Source organism: Larkinella humicola (assembly GCF_008727875.1).
Classification (GTDB): Bacteria; Bacteroidota; Bacteroidia; order Cytophagales; family Spirosomataceae; genus Larkinella; species Larkinella humicola.
This window is the reverse complement of sequence record NZ_VTWS01000008.1, coordinates 170,314-183,017: the sequence shown is the minus strand read 5'-3', so window position 1 is coordinate 183,017 and position 12,704 is coordinate 170,314. Positions and strand designations below refer to the sequence as shown.

Here is a 12,704-nt window from a genome sequence, read left to right as displayed (position 1 = left end):
AATATTGAATGATAAATGCAAAATGATGAATGTCGAATGGAAAAGTGAATAACGAACGAACACTTTTCCATTCAGCATTTGAAATTTTACATTTATTATTACATTTTAAATTTGAGGTATGTCCGTTTATCAAACCCATCGACTGGGGGCCGACTGTACGGCGGTGTTGTGGAAAATTGAAGAAAGTGAAGACGAACTGCGCGCGCTGCTAACGCTGACGATGCCCGAGCAACTGGAGCTGGTCGAGATTACGCACCCGGCGCAGCGTGTGGAGTGGCTGGCCTGTCGGGCTGCGGTTCGGGCGCTGGTTCAGGCACACTGGACCTATTCGGGTTTATACAAGGACGAATATGGAAAACCGCATCTGATTGGTCTGGCTGCGCATGTTTCGATTTCGCATACCTCCGGCTGGGCGGCTGCGGTGTTGCACCATACCAAAACCGTAGGCATTGACATCGAGCCTTTTCGGGAGCAGTTTATCCGGGTGGTGCCGCGCGTGCTGTCCGACGCAGAAATCAGCCACGCCAACGGCAATTTGCACCGGCTGGCGGTGTACTGGTGTGCCAAGGAGGCCCTTTACAAGCTCTACGGCAAACGCCAGCTTACCTTCCGCGAACACCTGCACATCGACCCGTTTGCCGACGGTTCGGGGCTTTTGACGGGCCACGTGCGCCTGCCCGACGATGTGCGGGCGTTAACCATTCATTATTTCGAAACCGGCCCGGGGATGCTGGCCGTAGCGTTTTAGGCCGGTTCAACCAATTCGCGTTTCAGAATTAGAATGGCAGCGCGCGACTGGCCTTGATGCATATTGGTTGAAAAAGAAGAGGCCATATCCCAGCCTTCTTTGCCAAGTTCATTTAATTTTTGCAACAGGGCCTCGCTTTCAATCTGGCCACCTCCCCAAAAACCGTGTGCTTTTACTTCCAGAATTCGGTATTCGAACTTTTTCATGGTTACATCTTAAATGAGTTTTACTCAAAGTAAGACGTCAGGAAAACCTACGGGTCACTTATTCGTGTAATCCGATAAGGGCGGGGTGGCATCTTCATCGTAAACCGCATCCAGCAGTTGCTCGACTTCCTTCACGCGACCGGTATCGCCGATTTTCTCGAACGCCAGCATCAGATTCCGAAGCACGCGCCGGATGATATCCAGGTTGGTGCAGGGCTGGTAGTAGGTGTCAGCCGGTTTGAGGTTCAACTGCCCGATGTAGTGATCGATGTCCGACTTCGAAAACACCAAGCCGCGGTTGAAGACATTGATGTAAAACTGGGTATGGTCCTTTTTATAGGTCAGCACAAACAAACTGGGCAGGTTCACGCCGTAGACGGGCAAATCGAGTTGCTGGGCGATCAGCATGTAAATCACACACAGCGAAATGGGGTTGCCGCGCCGGCTTTCCAGCACCACATTGATCATCGAATTGGAAGGCGAATGAAAATGTTTGGTGTTGGCGGCAAATTTCAGTTTGTTAAAAAAGACGGTATTTAAGGTTTTAATCTGATCGATGGGATGCATTTCGGACTTGCCTTCCAGCCACACATCCAGGTAGAGTTGCTTGATTTCCAGCCGAATTTTATCGAGCGACAGATCCGGGTATTGATACGTAGCCACGATCCACAAGCCCTCCAGCAGGTCGATTCCACCGGTTTCTTTCCAGAGTCTAATTCGATCCAGAACGGACTGGTATTGCAAATCATGAATTAACTCCTCAATTTTCTTCTGGTGAATAGGACTAAAACTATCTTCCCATTCACTTTCCAGGTAGGGGATCAACTGGCCGCCCAATTCGCGGATTTTTTGTTCAACGTGTTCGGTGATTTCCTGGTCTTCATCGTCCAGCAAAGAAATCAGGGCTTTTATTTCGTTGTCGTTTATCATGCCACTCCAATGGGTTGCGGTCCGGGGTTTTGCCGGGCCGGTGCTGCAACGCTATAACCCGAAGATAAAAACTTATTTTTAGAAACCTACTGAATTTTATACTTTTGCCCCGCAAGAAACGGGCTATATCCGAATTCTTAACACGATTTTACAAAAAATGATTTTCTTGTCCGGCGTGGGCGATAATCCGAACCGATCAACTATACCGGCAAGTTTTTTGCTTTATTCGATACCATACTCAACGTTTGAAATAACGCCTTAAATGCAATTACCCACATGAAAATCTTAGTCACTGGCGGAGCCGGTTTTATTGGTTCGCACACGGTCGTCGAACTGCTGAACGCGGGTTTCGAACCCGTTATTATCGACAACTTTTCCAACTCGAACCGCTCGGCACTGGCGGGCCTGCGCCAGATTCTGAACCACGATGTTCCGTTCTACGAAGCGGATTGCAACGATGCCGAAGCGCTCAACGCAATCTTTGAAAAAGAGAATTTTCGGGGGGTGATTCACTTCGCGGCTCACAAGGCAGTGGGCGAATCGGTGGCAAAACCGCTGATGTATTACCGCAACAACCTCGACTCAACTTTGTTATTACTGGAAACCATGCAGCGGTATGGCGTTCCGAACCTGGTTTTTTCGTCGTCGTGTACGGTGTACGGTCAACCCGAACACCTGCCCGTGACGGAGGAAACGCCCCGGCTGCCGGCGCAGTCACCCTACGGCAATACCAAGGCCATTTGCGAAGACATCATTCGGGATACCGTCAAGGCGGGCGGCCCTGTCAAATCGATTGCGCTGCGGTATTTTAATCCCATGGGAGCGCATCCGTCCGGGCTGATTGGCGAATTGCCGCTGGGCGTTCCGGGTAATCTGGTGCCGTTCATTACCCAGACAGCCGCCGGTATTCGCGAGAAACTGACGGTTCACGGGGGAGATTATGACACGGTCGACGGGACTTGCATCCGGGATTACATCCACGTGGTCGATCTGGCCAAGGCACACGTTCAGGCGCTGCGGTTACTCGATTCGCGCGGTGAGACCAGTTACTACGATGTTTTTAACGTAGGCACGGGCAACGGGCAAACCGTTCTGGAACTGATCCAGACGTTTGAAAACGTGAACAACATCAAACTGAATTATTCGATTGGCCCGCGCCGTCCGGGCGACGTGGAGAAAATCTACGCACAGGTCGATAAAGTCAATAACGTGATGGGCTGGCGCGCCGAAAAAACCCTGGCCGAAGGGCTGCAGGACGCGTGGCGCTGGGAACAAAATCTACAATTGAAAAACTCAATCGTTTCGGGGTAAAACTTATGTCTAAAAAGATTCTGATCACCGGCGGAGCCGGCTTTATTGGTTCACACGTCGTTCGGCTGTTTGTGACGAAATACCCGGATTATCAAATCGTTAATCTGGATAAACTAACTTATGCCGGGAATCTCGCCAACCTCACGGACATTGAAAATGCGCCGAACTATACCTTCATCAAAGGAGATATTACGGATGCGTCGTTTCTGGAGCAGTTGTTTCAGGATCATCCCTTCGATGGCGTCATCCACCTGGCGGCCGAATCGCACGTCGACCGCTCCATCACCGATCCGATGGCCTTCGTGCTGACCAATGTCGTAGGAACCGTCAACCTGCTGAATGCGGCCAAAAATAGCTGGAAGGCCGACTTCGCGGGCAAACGCTTCTACCACGTCTCGACCGACGAGGTCTATGGGTCACTGCACAATCCGGAAGATTTCTTCACCGAAACCACCTCCTACGATCCGCAGTCGCCCTATTCGGCTTCCAAAGCCGCTTCGGACCACTTCGTTCGCGCCTACGGCAATACCTACGGCCTGCCCATCGTGCTGTCGAACTGCTCCAACAACTACGGCCCCAATCACTTCCCCGAGAAGCTCATTCCGCTGATGATCCATAACATCCAGACCAACAAGCCCTTGCCGGTCTATGGCAAAGGCGAGAACGTGCGGGACTGGTTGTATGTCATCGACCACGCGCGGGCCATCGACACGATTTACCACCACGGCAAAACCGGCGAGACCTACAACATCGGCGGTTTCAACGAGTGGAAAAACATCGATCTGGTGCATCTGCTGTGTGGCATCATGGACCGGAAACTGGGTCGTACTGAAGGCACCTCCGCCCAGTTGATCACCTACGTGACCGACCGCGCCGGCCATGACCTGCGCTACGCCATCGACGCCCACAAGCTGATGAACGAGCTGGGCTGGGAACCTTCGCTGCAATTTGAAGAAGGCCTGGAAAAAACCGTCGACTGGTTTTTAGCCAACCAGGACTGGCTCGAAAACGTCACCTCAGGGGCCTACCAGAAGTATTACGATTCCATGTACGAAAACCGATAATTAATTGTGAATGAGTGAATGAGTGATTGAGTGAATGGAAAAGCGTGATCTTTGATCCTGTTCACTCAATCACTCATTCGCTCATTCACTCATTGAAAAACTATGAAAGGCATCATTCTGGCCGGGGGCTCCGGTACCCGACTGCACCCGTTGACGCTGGCCGTCAGCAAGCAACTCATGCCGGTTTACGACAAACCGATGATCTATTATCCGTTGTCGATTCTGCTGCTGGCAGGCATCCGCGAGATTCTGATCATTTCGACTCCGCACGATCTGCCGCACTTCAAAAAACTGCTGGGCGATGGCTCGCAGGTGGGCTGTTCGTTCGCCTATGCCGAACAACCGCTGCCGAACGGGCTGGCGCAGGCTTTCGTGATCGGCGAAGAGTTTATCGGCGATGACAAGGTGGCGCTGATTCTGGGCGACAACATCTTCTACGGTTCGGGGCTGTCGAAACTGCTGCAGGCTAACAACGATCCCGACGGTGGGGTGGTGTTTGCCTACAAGGTGAACGATCCGGAGCGGTATGGGGTGGTGGAATTCGATGATGATAATAAAGCGTTGTCGATTGAAGAAAAACCGGAGCAGCCGAAGTCGAACTACGCCGTGCCGGGCTTGTATTTCTACGACAACGAAGTGGTCAAGATTGCCAAAGAGCTGGCCCCCAGTCCGCGGGGCGAATACGAGATCACGGACGTCAACAAGGTGTATCTGGAGCGCCAGAAGCTGAAAGTGGGGATTCTGGATCGGGGGACGGCGTGGCTGGACACGGGCACGTTTGTGTCGCTGATGCAGGCGGGTCAGTTTGTGCAGGTGATCGAAGAACGTCAGGGGATGAAAATCGGCTCGATCGAGGAGGTAGCTTACCGGATGGGCTACATCGACGCGGAGCAACTGAAAACCATTGCGCAGCCGCTGGTGAAAAGCGGCTACGGACAGTATTTACTGAATTTGCTGAAGTAACCAAAAAGATTGGTTGAGACCAGGGGAGTGAAGACTTGACGAATGATTTTTAAATCATTCGTCAAGTCTTCACTCCCTTTTTTCCTAAAAAAAAAGCCTGGACAACGTCCTGGCCTTTTCCAAACCTAACCTATGAGATGAGAAAATCAGCTCATCCTATCGGAGACAGGACGCACCAACTCTCTGCAAATGTGCAGGGAAGATAATAAGAATGGCAGAGAAGAAATACAGGAACGGGAAAGAAGAAATACTTTTTTTTACCGGATGGTGACAAAACCCGGAAAAGTACGGGATATTCCCTGAATGGTTACGTATTTCTACCTGATTTTCCCGGCCCTCCACCCATCCCAATCGAATTCACTTTAACTTGGTAAAGCAAATTAATCTGCTCTACCATGCAAGAACCGCGTAAACCCTCCGACAAATTTCACGGCGATGTTGGCTCCTTCATTACGGCTGCTGACGCCAAAAGCCGTACCCGCCTGCACCGCGTTTACGAAGAAGAAAAGCTGGGTCTCAAGCCCGAAGAAGTTACGAAAGCGGAGTTTTTCGGCATCAACCGCATCAGTAAGCTGATGGGTCGCAAGGATTGTGTCGGCATCCGGGTGTATTACGGCAAACGCTACGAAGACGCCGATGGCGACCCCACCACCAAAGACCAAGGCGAACTCAAACCCCGGCTGGTGTTGGTGGGTGTCCGCGCCGACGGTTCCGATATCTTCGAAGATACCGAAGGATTGAAAGACCGGGGAGATGGTGATGCGCTGGCGGATGGTGTACCGTGTCCACAACATTGCTAAGTATTAAACATTTAAAGAGCAAATGCTCCAAAGGCTATACGAAATTTTTGTCAATCACCCTATAGACTTAATTGCCGAGCTAATCAGCTTTCTTCCTTTTACTTTTGGTGTTTCTCGTTTAAAATTTTTGAAAAAAGGGGCGAGGTTTTTGCCTTTGTATTTTTTTATTATTATTGGGCGAGACTTTACTTCTAATATTTATGCCATCAAAAAAATAAATAACCTATTTCTGTATAATTCATCAGCGTTTGCTGAAATCGTATTCGTTGCTTTACTTTTCTCTTTTGAAATACATAAACCTGTTGTCAAACGAATTGTTACTATTGGAGCTGCAATAACACTCTTTCTTAGTCTGTTCTTCTGGGAAAATACCGAACTTTCTGCCGGAATACTTACGTTATCCAGGGCTTATGCATTGTTAGTAGTTCTCGTATATTTTAACCAATTAATTCAGGATATGAATGTTAAGAATATTTTAAAACATTCTCTTTTTTGGATCAGTAGCGGATTAATTATTCAATTTACCGGTACTTTTTTTGTGTATCTTTTCGCCAATTATGCACTCTCCAGTAATACTGAATCTGATCTTTTTAATTTATACTGGAATGTAAACCAGTTTATGTATATGGTTTTTTGTCTTTTCTCAACAATTGGTTTTTGGGTCAGCAAATACGATAAAGAAAATTATACGTGATTGGTTTAGATCATAACCCATTAAGAGACAGAATACGGCGGCTATAAACCGGCTGGAATGGCAGGTCCCTCCGTTTCCGTTCGCTCAAAGGTGGGCCGTGCCGAATTGCTTTCCACCACAAGCCTGTGCAACTTTGGGAAACGATTTGAAACCTCACAAGTCCATTAAAACCTCTTTTTATCATGAGTAATATTAACCCCGGTGCGGGACGCTTTATTTCCAAAGACGAAGCCGATCAGTTCAAAGGTGCTTACCAGGAACGCAAAAAACTACAACAGATTCCGCAGGCCGACACGGTTCGCTCCGAGTTTTTTGGCAGCGATAATTTACAGCAAATCCTGGATCAGCCGGGCTGCATCGGCATCCGGGTTTATCACGCCAAACGCCGGGAAACCGTCAACGGAAATGAGCACCTGGTGCCGCGCGTTGTGTTGGTAGGGATCGACAAAAGTGGCCGGGAAATTCTGGAATTGACCGATCCTGCAGAAGCCGGAATGAAAGATATGCCGTCTGGTCGGGAAGGGCAGTTAGCCGACGGGCCGATATGTCCGCCGGAGTGTAATCCGTAAGGAAATAGAAGTCTGTTGAAACGATGATTGATCATCCTTACGTCAAGTTAATATTCAAGTATCCGGATTCATTTTTACCAGATCTGTTCCTGTTGCTAGCCATTGGAACAGGTCTGGTGAATTATTTTTTTCTGGACAAGTCAAATCGGTGGCTATTACGAATGCTAATTTTTTCATTCGTAATTAGTTTGATCCAAATTCACGATGCGGCCTATCGCCATAATAATACCTATTTATACAATTTAAATTCGCTCGTTGAAATGAGCGGCTTTGCCGCAGCGTACTGGATCGAGCTAAAATCCCGGCGAAACCGGATGCTGATTCTAAGCGGTTTTGTCGTGTATGTAATGGTATTTCTGTACGACTTTAGCTGGACCAATATTGCCGGTGTTGCCCTCGGTGTTCAACGAATCATCATGATTTTGTATGCACTGCTGTATTTTCATTACATCCTGACGAAGATGCAGATCCAGAATTTATTGATTCATTCCATGTTCTGGGTGAGCGCCGGGGCCATTGTCCACGCGGCTGGCACGCTGTTTGTTTTTCTGTTCGTCAAGGTGACGTTGGGAGACCTGAGTTCAAATGGCAGTTACTATTTATACATTACCATTGTCCGAACGTTCTCGGCTTTTTTCTACCTGGTCCTTCTCGTCAGTTTCTGGCTCCGCCGGCGGGAATTTCGGGTAACGGACCGGCTGACCGTTTAATACATCGTTCTTGCGGTTCTGGTGCCAGAGTTTTATATTTCGCAAATTGGTTTAATTATCCCCGTGTATGGGAACGCACTTCGCTTCGGGCTCGCTGTGAACGAGGACATGAAATTATATATTGCCGTAGGAACGGCCGTTTTGCTGGTGATGGCGATTTTCATCATCGTATTTGTCGCCTATTACCAACAAAAACAAATCCGTCAGCAACTGATTCTGAAGGAGTGGCAGGAGAAATACCGCAAAGGTCTCCTGGCTGCCACCCTTCAGGCGCAGGAACACGAACGCCGGCGGATTGCGCAGGATTTGCACGACGAGATCGGTACGATGTTGTCGGTCACCAAGTTGAGTCTGAATCAGTTGGGCCGAACCGTTGAACACAATGACCCCGGTTCGACGGTGCTGGTGCAGAAAACCCGCTCGCTTCTCGACGAAACCATTGCCAACGTCCGGCGCATCAGCCGCGATCTGGTGCCCACCACCCTCGAACGCTTCGGCCTCGTTTCGGCCCTCGAAGAACTGGCCGAAAAAGCCAGCAACGGCGAAGTCCACGTCGAGTTGTCGTGTTCGGATAAAATGCCGACCTTGCTTCCGCAACTGGATCTGACGCTGTTTCGCATTGCGCAGGAATTGATCAACAATGCCATCAAACACGCCAATGCCGAAAACATCATCATCGATTTGCACTGCCAGCCCACCGGAATTTTGCTGTCGGTGATCGACGACGGGCGCGGGTTTGATCTGGACGAAATTCTGAAAGACAAAAAGCGCGGGTTGGGTCTGCGAAATATCGAAAGCCGCCTGAACGTCATCGATGGACATGTTACGTTCGACGTGGAAGAAGGCCGCGGTTCCCGGATACACATCCAGGTTAAAAATTTGAAACCGGAAGTAGAGGTTGAAGTGGAAGCGGTATAGAATAGATGGTTAAAATGGCTGGATGGTTAAAATGGTTAAAAGCATGGCTTGCCAATTAACCATTTTTAACCATCCAGCCATTTTAACCATCTTTAACCATAACCCTAACCATGAAAAAGATCAAGATTGCGTTAGCTGACGATCATAATTTATTCCGGAAAGGAATGGCTTCCGTGTTGAGCCAGGTGCCTGATTTTGAACTGGTGCTCGAAGCCAGCAACGGGCAGGAACTCATCGACAAGCTCACCCGGCGAATGCCCGATGTAGTGCTGCTGGATCTGGAAATGCCGGTGATGGACGGGATTGCGACCACGGAATACATCCGGGAAAACCACCCCGATGTCAAAATCATCATGCTCACCATGCACGATGAAGACCGGTTTGTGCTTCACCTGCTCGAAAAAGGCGTGAGCGGGTACGTCCTCAAAGATGCGGATCTGGACGAAGTGGAAAAGGCCGTTCACCGGGTGATGGATGACGGCGTATACCTGAACGACTTCGTTTCCAAGGTCATGCACCGGAAAATGGTGAACAAACCCACCACCGTCATCAAGCAAACCTCCACCTCAACACTCTATAATAGCAAGGTGCTGCTGTCGGAGCGTGAAAAAGAAGTGCTTAAACTGATTTGCGAAGGGCTATCGACGGCCGAAATCAGTGAGAAAATCTTCCTCAGTCCGCGCACGGTCGAAGGCCACCGCCTGCGGATTCTGGAAAAAACCGGCACAAAAAACACAGCGGGGATGGTGGCCTACGCTTTCAAGAATAATCTGGTATAAGCAGGAAAAAGAAAAAAGGAAGAAAGCAGGAAACGAAGCGTGGATCAGGCGGCCGGGAGGCCCTTTTATCCGGCCTTCGTTTCCTGCTTTCTTCCTTTTTTTTAACTTATTTCGAGCGGCTCTTGTTACCAAAGCAAAACTGGTAGGTGTATTTATAAAGAATTGAATAAATAGAAGACATCTTTCTATTTGATCGTTTAACTTTGCCATTCGAACATGGGTGATCCCGAATTATGGACAGATTCTCGTATATAGCTAACTCAGAAGCAGCCTACATCGACGATTTATACCGGGCTTATAAACAAGACCCCGGCTCAGTGGATGGAAGCTGGCAAAAATTTTTTGAAGGTTTTGAATTTTCCCAATCGTATGGCGAAAACGGGAATGGCAACGGCCACAGCAGCACCGACCAAACGACCGCAAAACCGGTTATTGACACCAAACACGCTGAAAAGGAAGTATCGGTAGCCAGTCTGATAAAAGCCTATCGTTCGCGGGGTCACCTGTTGGCCAAAACCAACCCCATCCGAAACCGCAAAGACCGCAATCCGCGGATTGGTCTGGAAGATTATGCCCTGACCGAAGCCGACCTCGACACGGTTTTTGAAGCCGGGAGTCTGCTCGGAATCGGGCCAAGTTCGCTGCGGAAAATCATGGAATCGCTGGAGAAAATCTATGCCGGAACCATCGGGTTCGAGTATATGTACATCCGCGAGATTGACGTTAAGAACTGGCTTCGGAACAAAATTGAGAAAGAAGCGTTGGTTTTTGATCCAACAATTGAAGAGAAAAAACGGATTCTGGAAAAACTGAACGAAGCAACGGTTTTTGAGAACTTCCTGCATACCAAATATTTAGGCCAGAAACGGTTCTCGCTCGAAGGGGGAGAAACCACCATTCCAGCCTTGGACGCCATTATCAACTACGCGTCGGAACTGGGCGTTGAAGAAGTCATGATCGGGATGGCACACCGGGGCCGTCTCAACGTGCTGGTCAACATCCTGGGCAAATCCTACGAAAGCGTTTTCAGCGGTTTTGAAGGCAACGTTCCCGATCAGGTGTTTGGCGATGGTGACGTGAAATACCACCTGGGCTATTCGAGTCTGATCGAGTCGTCGACGGGCAAGCAAATCAGCTTGAAACTGGCTCCGAATCCGTCGCACCTGGAAGCGGTTAATCCAATTATCGAAGGGTTCGTACGGGCGCAGGCCGATGAAGAATACGCGGGCAACTTCGACAAGATCATGCCGATCCTGATCCACGGTGATGCGGCTGTGGCCGGTCAGGGCATTGTGTATGAAGTGACCCAAATGGCGAAACTGGCCGGTTACCAAACCGGTGGAACGCTCCATTTCGTGATCAACAACCAGGTCGGTTTTACGACGGATTTTGAAGATGCCCGTTCGTCGATCTACTGTTCGGATGTCGCCAAGATCATCGATGCTCCGATTTTCCACGTCAATGGCGACGATCCGGAAGCGGTGGTTTTCTGTGCCAAACTGGCGGTCGAATTCCGGGAAAAATTCAACCGGGACGTGTTTATCGACATGGTGTGCTATCGTCGGTATGGACACAACGAGTCGGATGAGCCCAAGTTTACGCAGCCGACGATGTACAACATCATCGAAAAACACGCCAACCCCCGCGAAATTTATAACAAAAGCCTGATCGACCGGGGTGAGGTTGACGCCCAACTGGCGTCGACTATGGATGCTGAATTCAAAAAAGAATTGCAGGATCGGCTCGACATGGTGAAGCAAAAGGCCGAAATTCCGTACAAACCGCTGCGGTTGGACCGGGAGTGGGCCGAGTTGCGGGTGAGTACGCCGGAAGATTTCGAACGGTCGCCCGAAACCGGGGTGCCGATGGAAACCCTCGAAAAAATCGGAAATGCCCTCGTCACGATTCCGAACGGTTTCAAACCGCTCAAGCAAATTGATAAATTGCTGAAAGACCGTCGGCAGATGGTTTTTGAGAGCAAGCAGGTTAACTGGGGCACTGCTGAGTTGTTGGCCTACGGTTCCATTCTGCTTGAGAATAAGGTGGTTCGGTTGAGTGGTCAGGATGTGCAGCGCGGCACGTTTTCCCACCGCCATGCCGTTCTGCACGATTCCGAAACCAACCTGTCGTACAGCTCGCTGGATCACATTCAGGATGGTCAGCAGAAAATGCAGATTTATAACTCCTTGCTGTCGGAATACGGTGTTTTGGGCTTCGAGTTTGGCTATTCAATGGCCGCTCCCCATGCGCTGGTGATCTGGGAGGCTCAGTTTGGTGATTTTTCCAACGGGGCTCAGGTGATTATCGACCAGTTTATATCGTCCGGCGAATCAAAATGGGGCTTGATGAACGGCCTGGTCATGTTGTTGCCGCACGGCTACGAAGGCCAGGGACCGGAACACTCCAACGCCCGTCCGGAACGCTATCTGCAGCTTTCTGCAGAATACAACATGGTAGTGGCCAATGTGACCACGCCGGCCAACTTCTTCCACCTGATGCGCCGGCAATTGACCTGGCCGTTCCGCAAACCGCTGATAGTGATGTCGCCCAAATCATTATTGCGCCATCCGCAAGTAGTTTCGCCCCTCGAAGATCTTACCAAGGGGAGTTTCAAAGAAGTGCTTCCCGACGGTTTTGCCACGGGCAAGAAAGTGAAACGGATTCTGCTCTGTACCGGTAAAATTTACTACGAACTGCTCGAGAAACAGCAGGCGGACAAGCGGGAAGACGTGGCCATTGTTCGGGTGGAACAACTGCATCCGTTCCCGCAGAAGCAACTGGATGCGATTCTGGCCGGGTATAGCAAAACCGCTGAACTGATTTGGGTACAGGAAGAACCGTCGAACATGGGGGCTTGGACCTTCCTGCTGCGTTCGGCACCGGAGTTGAAACTGCGCGGCATTACGCGAAAAAACAGCGCGTCACCCGCAACCGGGTATTCCAAAGTCCACGCTCAGGAGCAGGCCGACATCATCCGCCGGGCGTTTGAATAAGAGTTTACGGTTACCAATC

At 49.8% G+C, this 12,704-nt stretch carries 14 protein-coding genes; 11 read left to right on the top strand and 3 right to left on the bottom strand.

All coding sequences use genetic code 11. From position 1 onward, the window contains the following. The first annotated feature begins 118 nt into the window (after nt 1–118). Nucleotides 119–748, top strand: a complete 630-nt coding sequence (locus tag F0P93_RS26200; protein WP_150880685.1) for a 4'-phosphopantetheinyl transferase family protein — start codon at nt 119–121, stop codon at nt 746–748. Here the strand turns inward: F0P93_RS26200 and F0P93_RS26195 are convergent. Next, complete coding sequence (locus F0P93_RS26195; RefSeq protein ID WP_150880684.1) at nt 745–954, bottom strand: DUF4177 domain-containing protein; 210 nt, start codon at nt 952–954, stop codon at nt 745–747. The genes F0P93_RS26200 and F0P93_RS26195 overlap by 4 nt on opposite strands. Nucleotides 955–1,008: 54 nt before the next feature. Beyond that, nucleotides 1,009–1,881 (bottom strand): transglutaminase-like domain-containing protein, encoded by an 873-nt coding sequence (locus F0P93_RS26190; protein ID WP_114407449.1) that lies wholly within the window; start codon nt 1,879–1,881, stop codon nt 1,009–1,011. A gap of 279 nt (nt 1,882–2,160) precedes the next feature. On the opposite strand from F0P93_RS26190, the gene galE reads away from it, so the two are divergent. The 6 genes from galE to F0P93_RS26160 all read left to right on the top strand — a co-directional run bounded on the left by galE (nt 2,161) and on the right by F0P93_RS26160 (nt 7,285). After that, complete coding sequence (galE, locus tag F0P93_RS26185; protein WP_150880683.1) at nt 2,161–3,195, top strand: UDP-glucose 4-epimerase GalE; 1,035 nt, start codon at nt 2,161–2,163, stop codon at nt 3,193–3,195. Between the two features lie 5 nt (nt 3,196–3,200). Next, nucleotides 3,201–4,259: a dTDP-glucose 4,6-dehydratase gene (gene rfbB, locus F0P93_RS26180; RefSeq protein WP_150880682.1), complete on the top strand. Its 1,059-nt coding sequence runs from the start codon at nt 3,201–3,203 to the stop codon at nt 4,257–4,259. A 102-nt stretch (nt 4,260–4,361) separates the two neighbouring features. After that, nucleotides 4,362–5,222 carry a glucose-1-phosphate thymidylyltransferase RfbA gene (gene rfbA / locus F0P93_RS26175; RefSeq protein ID WP_150880681.1) on the top strand — a complete coding sequence of 287 codons (861 nt, stop codon included), beginning with the start codon at nt 4,362–4,364 and terminating at the stop codon, nt 5,220–5,222. A gap of 395 nt (nt 5,223–5,617) precedes the next feature. Then, entirely contained in the window at nt 5,618–6,022 is a 405-nt protein-coding gene (locus tag F0P93_RS26170; protein WP_150880680.1) for a hypothetical protein, read from the top strand. A 22-nt stretch (nt 6,023–6,044) separates the two neighbouring features. Continuing rightward, the gene (locus tag F0P93_RS26165; RefSeq protein ID WP_150880679.1) at nt 6,045–6,716 is read left to right on the top strand and encodes a hypothetical protein; all 672 of its coding nucleotides are present in this window, start codon (nt 6,045–6,047) and stop codon (nt 6,714–6,716) included. Nucleotides 6,717–6,898: 182 nt separating this feature from the next. Then, on the top strand, nt 6,899–7,285 hold the full coding sequence (locus tag F0P93_RS26160; protein ID WP_150880678.1) for a hypothetical protein: 387 nt from the start codon (nt 6,899–6,901) through the stop codon (nt 7,283–7,285). Nucleotides 7,286–7,339: 54 nt separating this feature from the next. Here F0P93_RS26160 and F0P93_RS31920 read toward each other — a convergent pair whose 3' ends face one another. Beyond that, complete coding sequence (locus F0P93_RS31920; RefSeq protein WP_255472463.1) at nt 7,340–7,462, bottom strand: hypothetical protein; 123 nt, start codon at nt 7,460–7,462, stop codon at nt 7,340–7,342. A gap of 11 nt (nt 7,463–7,473) precedes the next feature. On the opposite strand from F0P93_RS31920, the gene F0P93_RS26155 reads away from it, so the two are divergent. The 4 genes from F0P93_RS26155 (at nt 7,474) to F0P93_RS26140 (ending at nt 12,685) form a co-directional block, all read left to right on the top strand. Continuing rightward, nucleotides 7,474–7,995, top strand: a complete 522-nt coding sequence (locus tag F0P93_RS26155; protein ID WP_150880677.1) for a hypothetical protein — start codon at nt 7,474–7,476, stop codon at nt 7,993–7,995. 108 nt (nt 7,996–8,103) lie between these two features. Further along, entirely contained in the window at nt 8,104–8,913 is an 810-nt protein-coding gene (locus F0P93_RS26150; RefSeq protein WP_114407306.1) for a sensor histidine kinase, read from the top strand. A 110-nt stretch (nt 8,914–9,023) separates the two neighbouring features. Next, entirely contained in the window at nt 9,024–9,692 is a 669-nt protein-coding gene (locus tag F0P93_RS26145) for a response regulator transcription factor (RefSeq protein ID WP_114407305.1), read from the top strand. Between the two features lie 233 nt (nt 9,693–9,925). After that, nucleotides 9,926–12,685, top strand: coding sequence for a 2-oxoglutarate dehydrogenase E1 component (locus F0P93_RS26140; RefSeq protein WP_150880676.1), 2,760 nt, complete (start codon nt 9,926–9,928; stop codon nt 12,683–12,685). The last annotated feature ends 19 nt before the right edge of the window (nt 12,686–12,704 follow it).

What these genes read in the sequence shown, in the direction of transcription:
- F0P93_RS26160 (WP_150880678.1), top strand. Translation starts at nt 6,899, where the DNA reads ATGAGTAATATTAACCCCGGTGCGGGACGCTTTATTTCCAAAGACGAA.
- F0P93_RS31920 (WP_255472463.1), bottom strand. Translation starts at nt 7,462, where the DNA reads ATGAAAAAATTAGCATTCGTAATAGCCACCGATTTGACTTGTCCAGAA.
- F0P93_RS26200 (WP_150880685.1), top strand. Translation starts at nt 119, where the DNA reads ATGTCCGTTTATCAAACCCATCGACTGGGGGCCGACTGTACGGCGGTG.
- F0P93_RS26140 (WP_150880676.1), top strand. Translation starts at nt 9,926, where the DNA reads ATGGACAGATTCTCGTATATAGCTAACTCAGAAGCAGCCTACATCGAC.
- galE (WP_150880683.1), top strand. Translation starts at nt 2,161, where the DNA reads ATGAAAATCTTAGTCACTGGCGGAGCCGGTTTTATTGGTTCGCACACG.
- rfbA (WP_150880681.1), top strand. Translation starts at nt 4,362, where the DNA reads ATGAAAGGCATCATTCTGGCCGGGGGCTCCGGTACCCGACTGCACCCG.
- rfbB (WP_150880682.1), top strand. Translation starts at nt 3,201, where the DNA reads ATGTCTAAAAAGATTCTGATCACCGGCGGAGCCGGCTTTATTGGTTCA.
- F0P93_RS26150 (WP_114407306.1), top strand. Translation starts at nt 8,104, where the DNA reads ATGAAATTATATATTGCCGTAGGAACGGCCGTTTTGCTGGTGATGGCG.
- F0P93_RS26170 (WP_150880680.1), top strand. Translation starts at nt 5,618, where the DNA reads ATGCAAGAACCGCGTAAACCCTCCGACAAATTTCACGGCGATGTTGGC.
- F0P93_RS26145 (WP_114407305.1), top strand. Translation starts at nt 9,024, where the DNA reads ATGAAAAAGATCAAGATTGCGTTAGCTGACGATCATAATTTATTCCGG.
- F0P93_RS26195 (WP_150880684.1), bottom strand. Translation starts at nt 954, where the DNA reads ATGAAAAAGTTCGAATACCGAATTCTGGAAGTAAAAGCACACGGTTTT.
- F0P93_RS26165 (WP_150880679.1), top strand. Translation starts at nt 6,045, where the DNA reads ATGCTCCAAAGGCTATACGAAATTTTTGTCAATCACCCTATAGACTTA.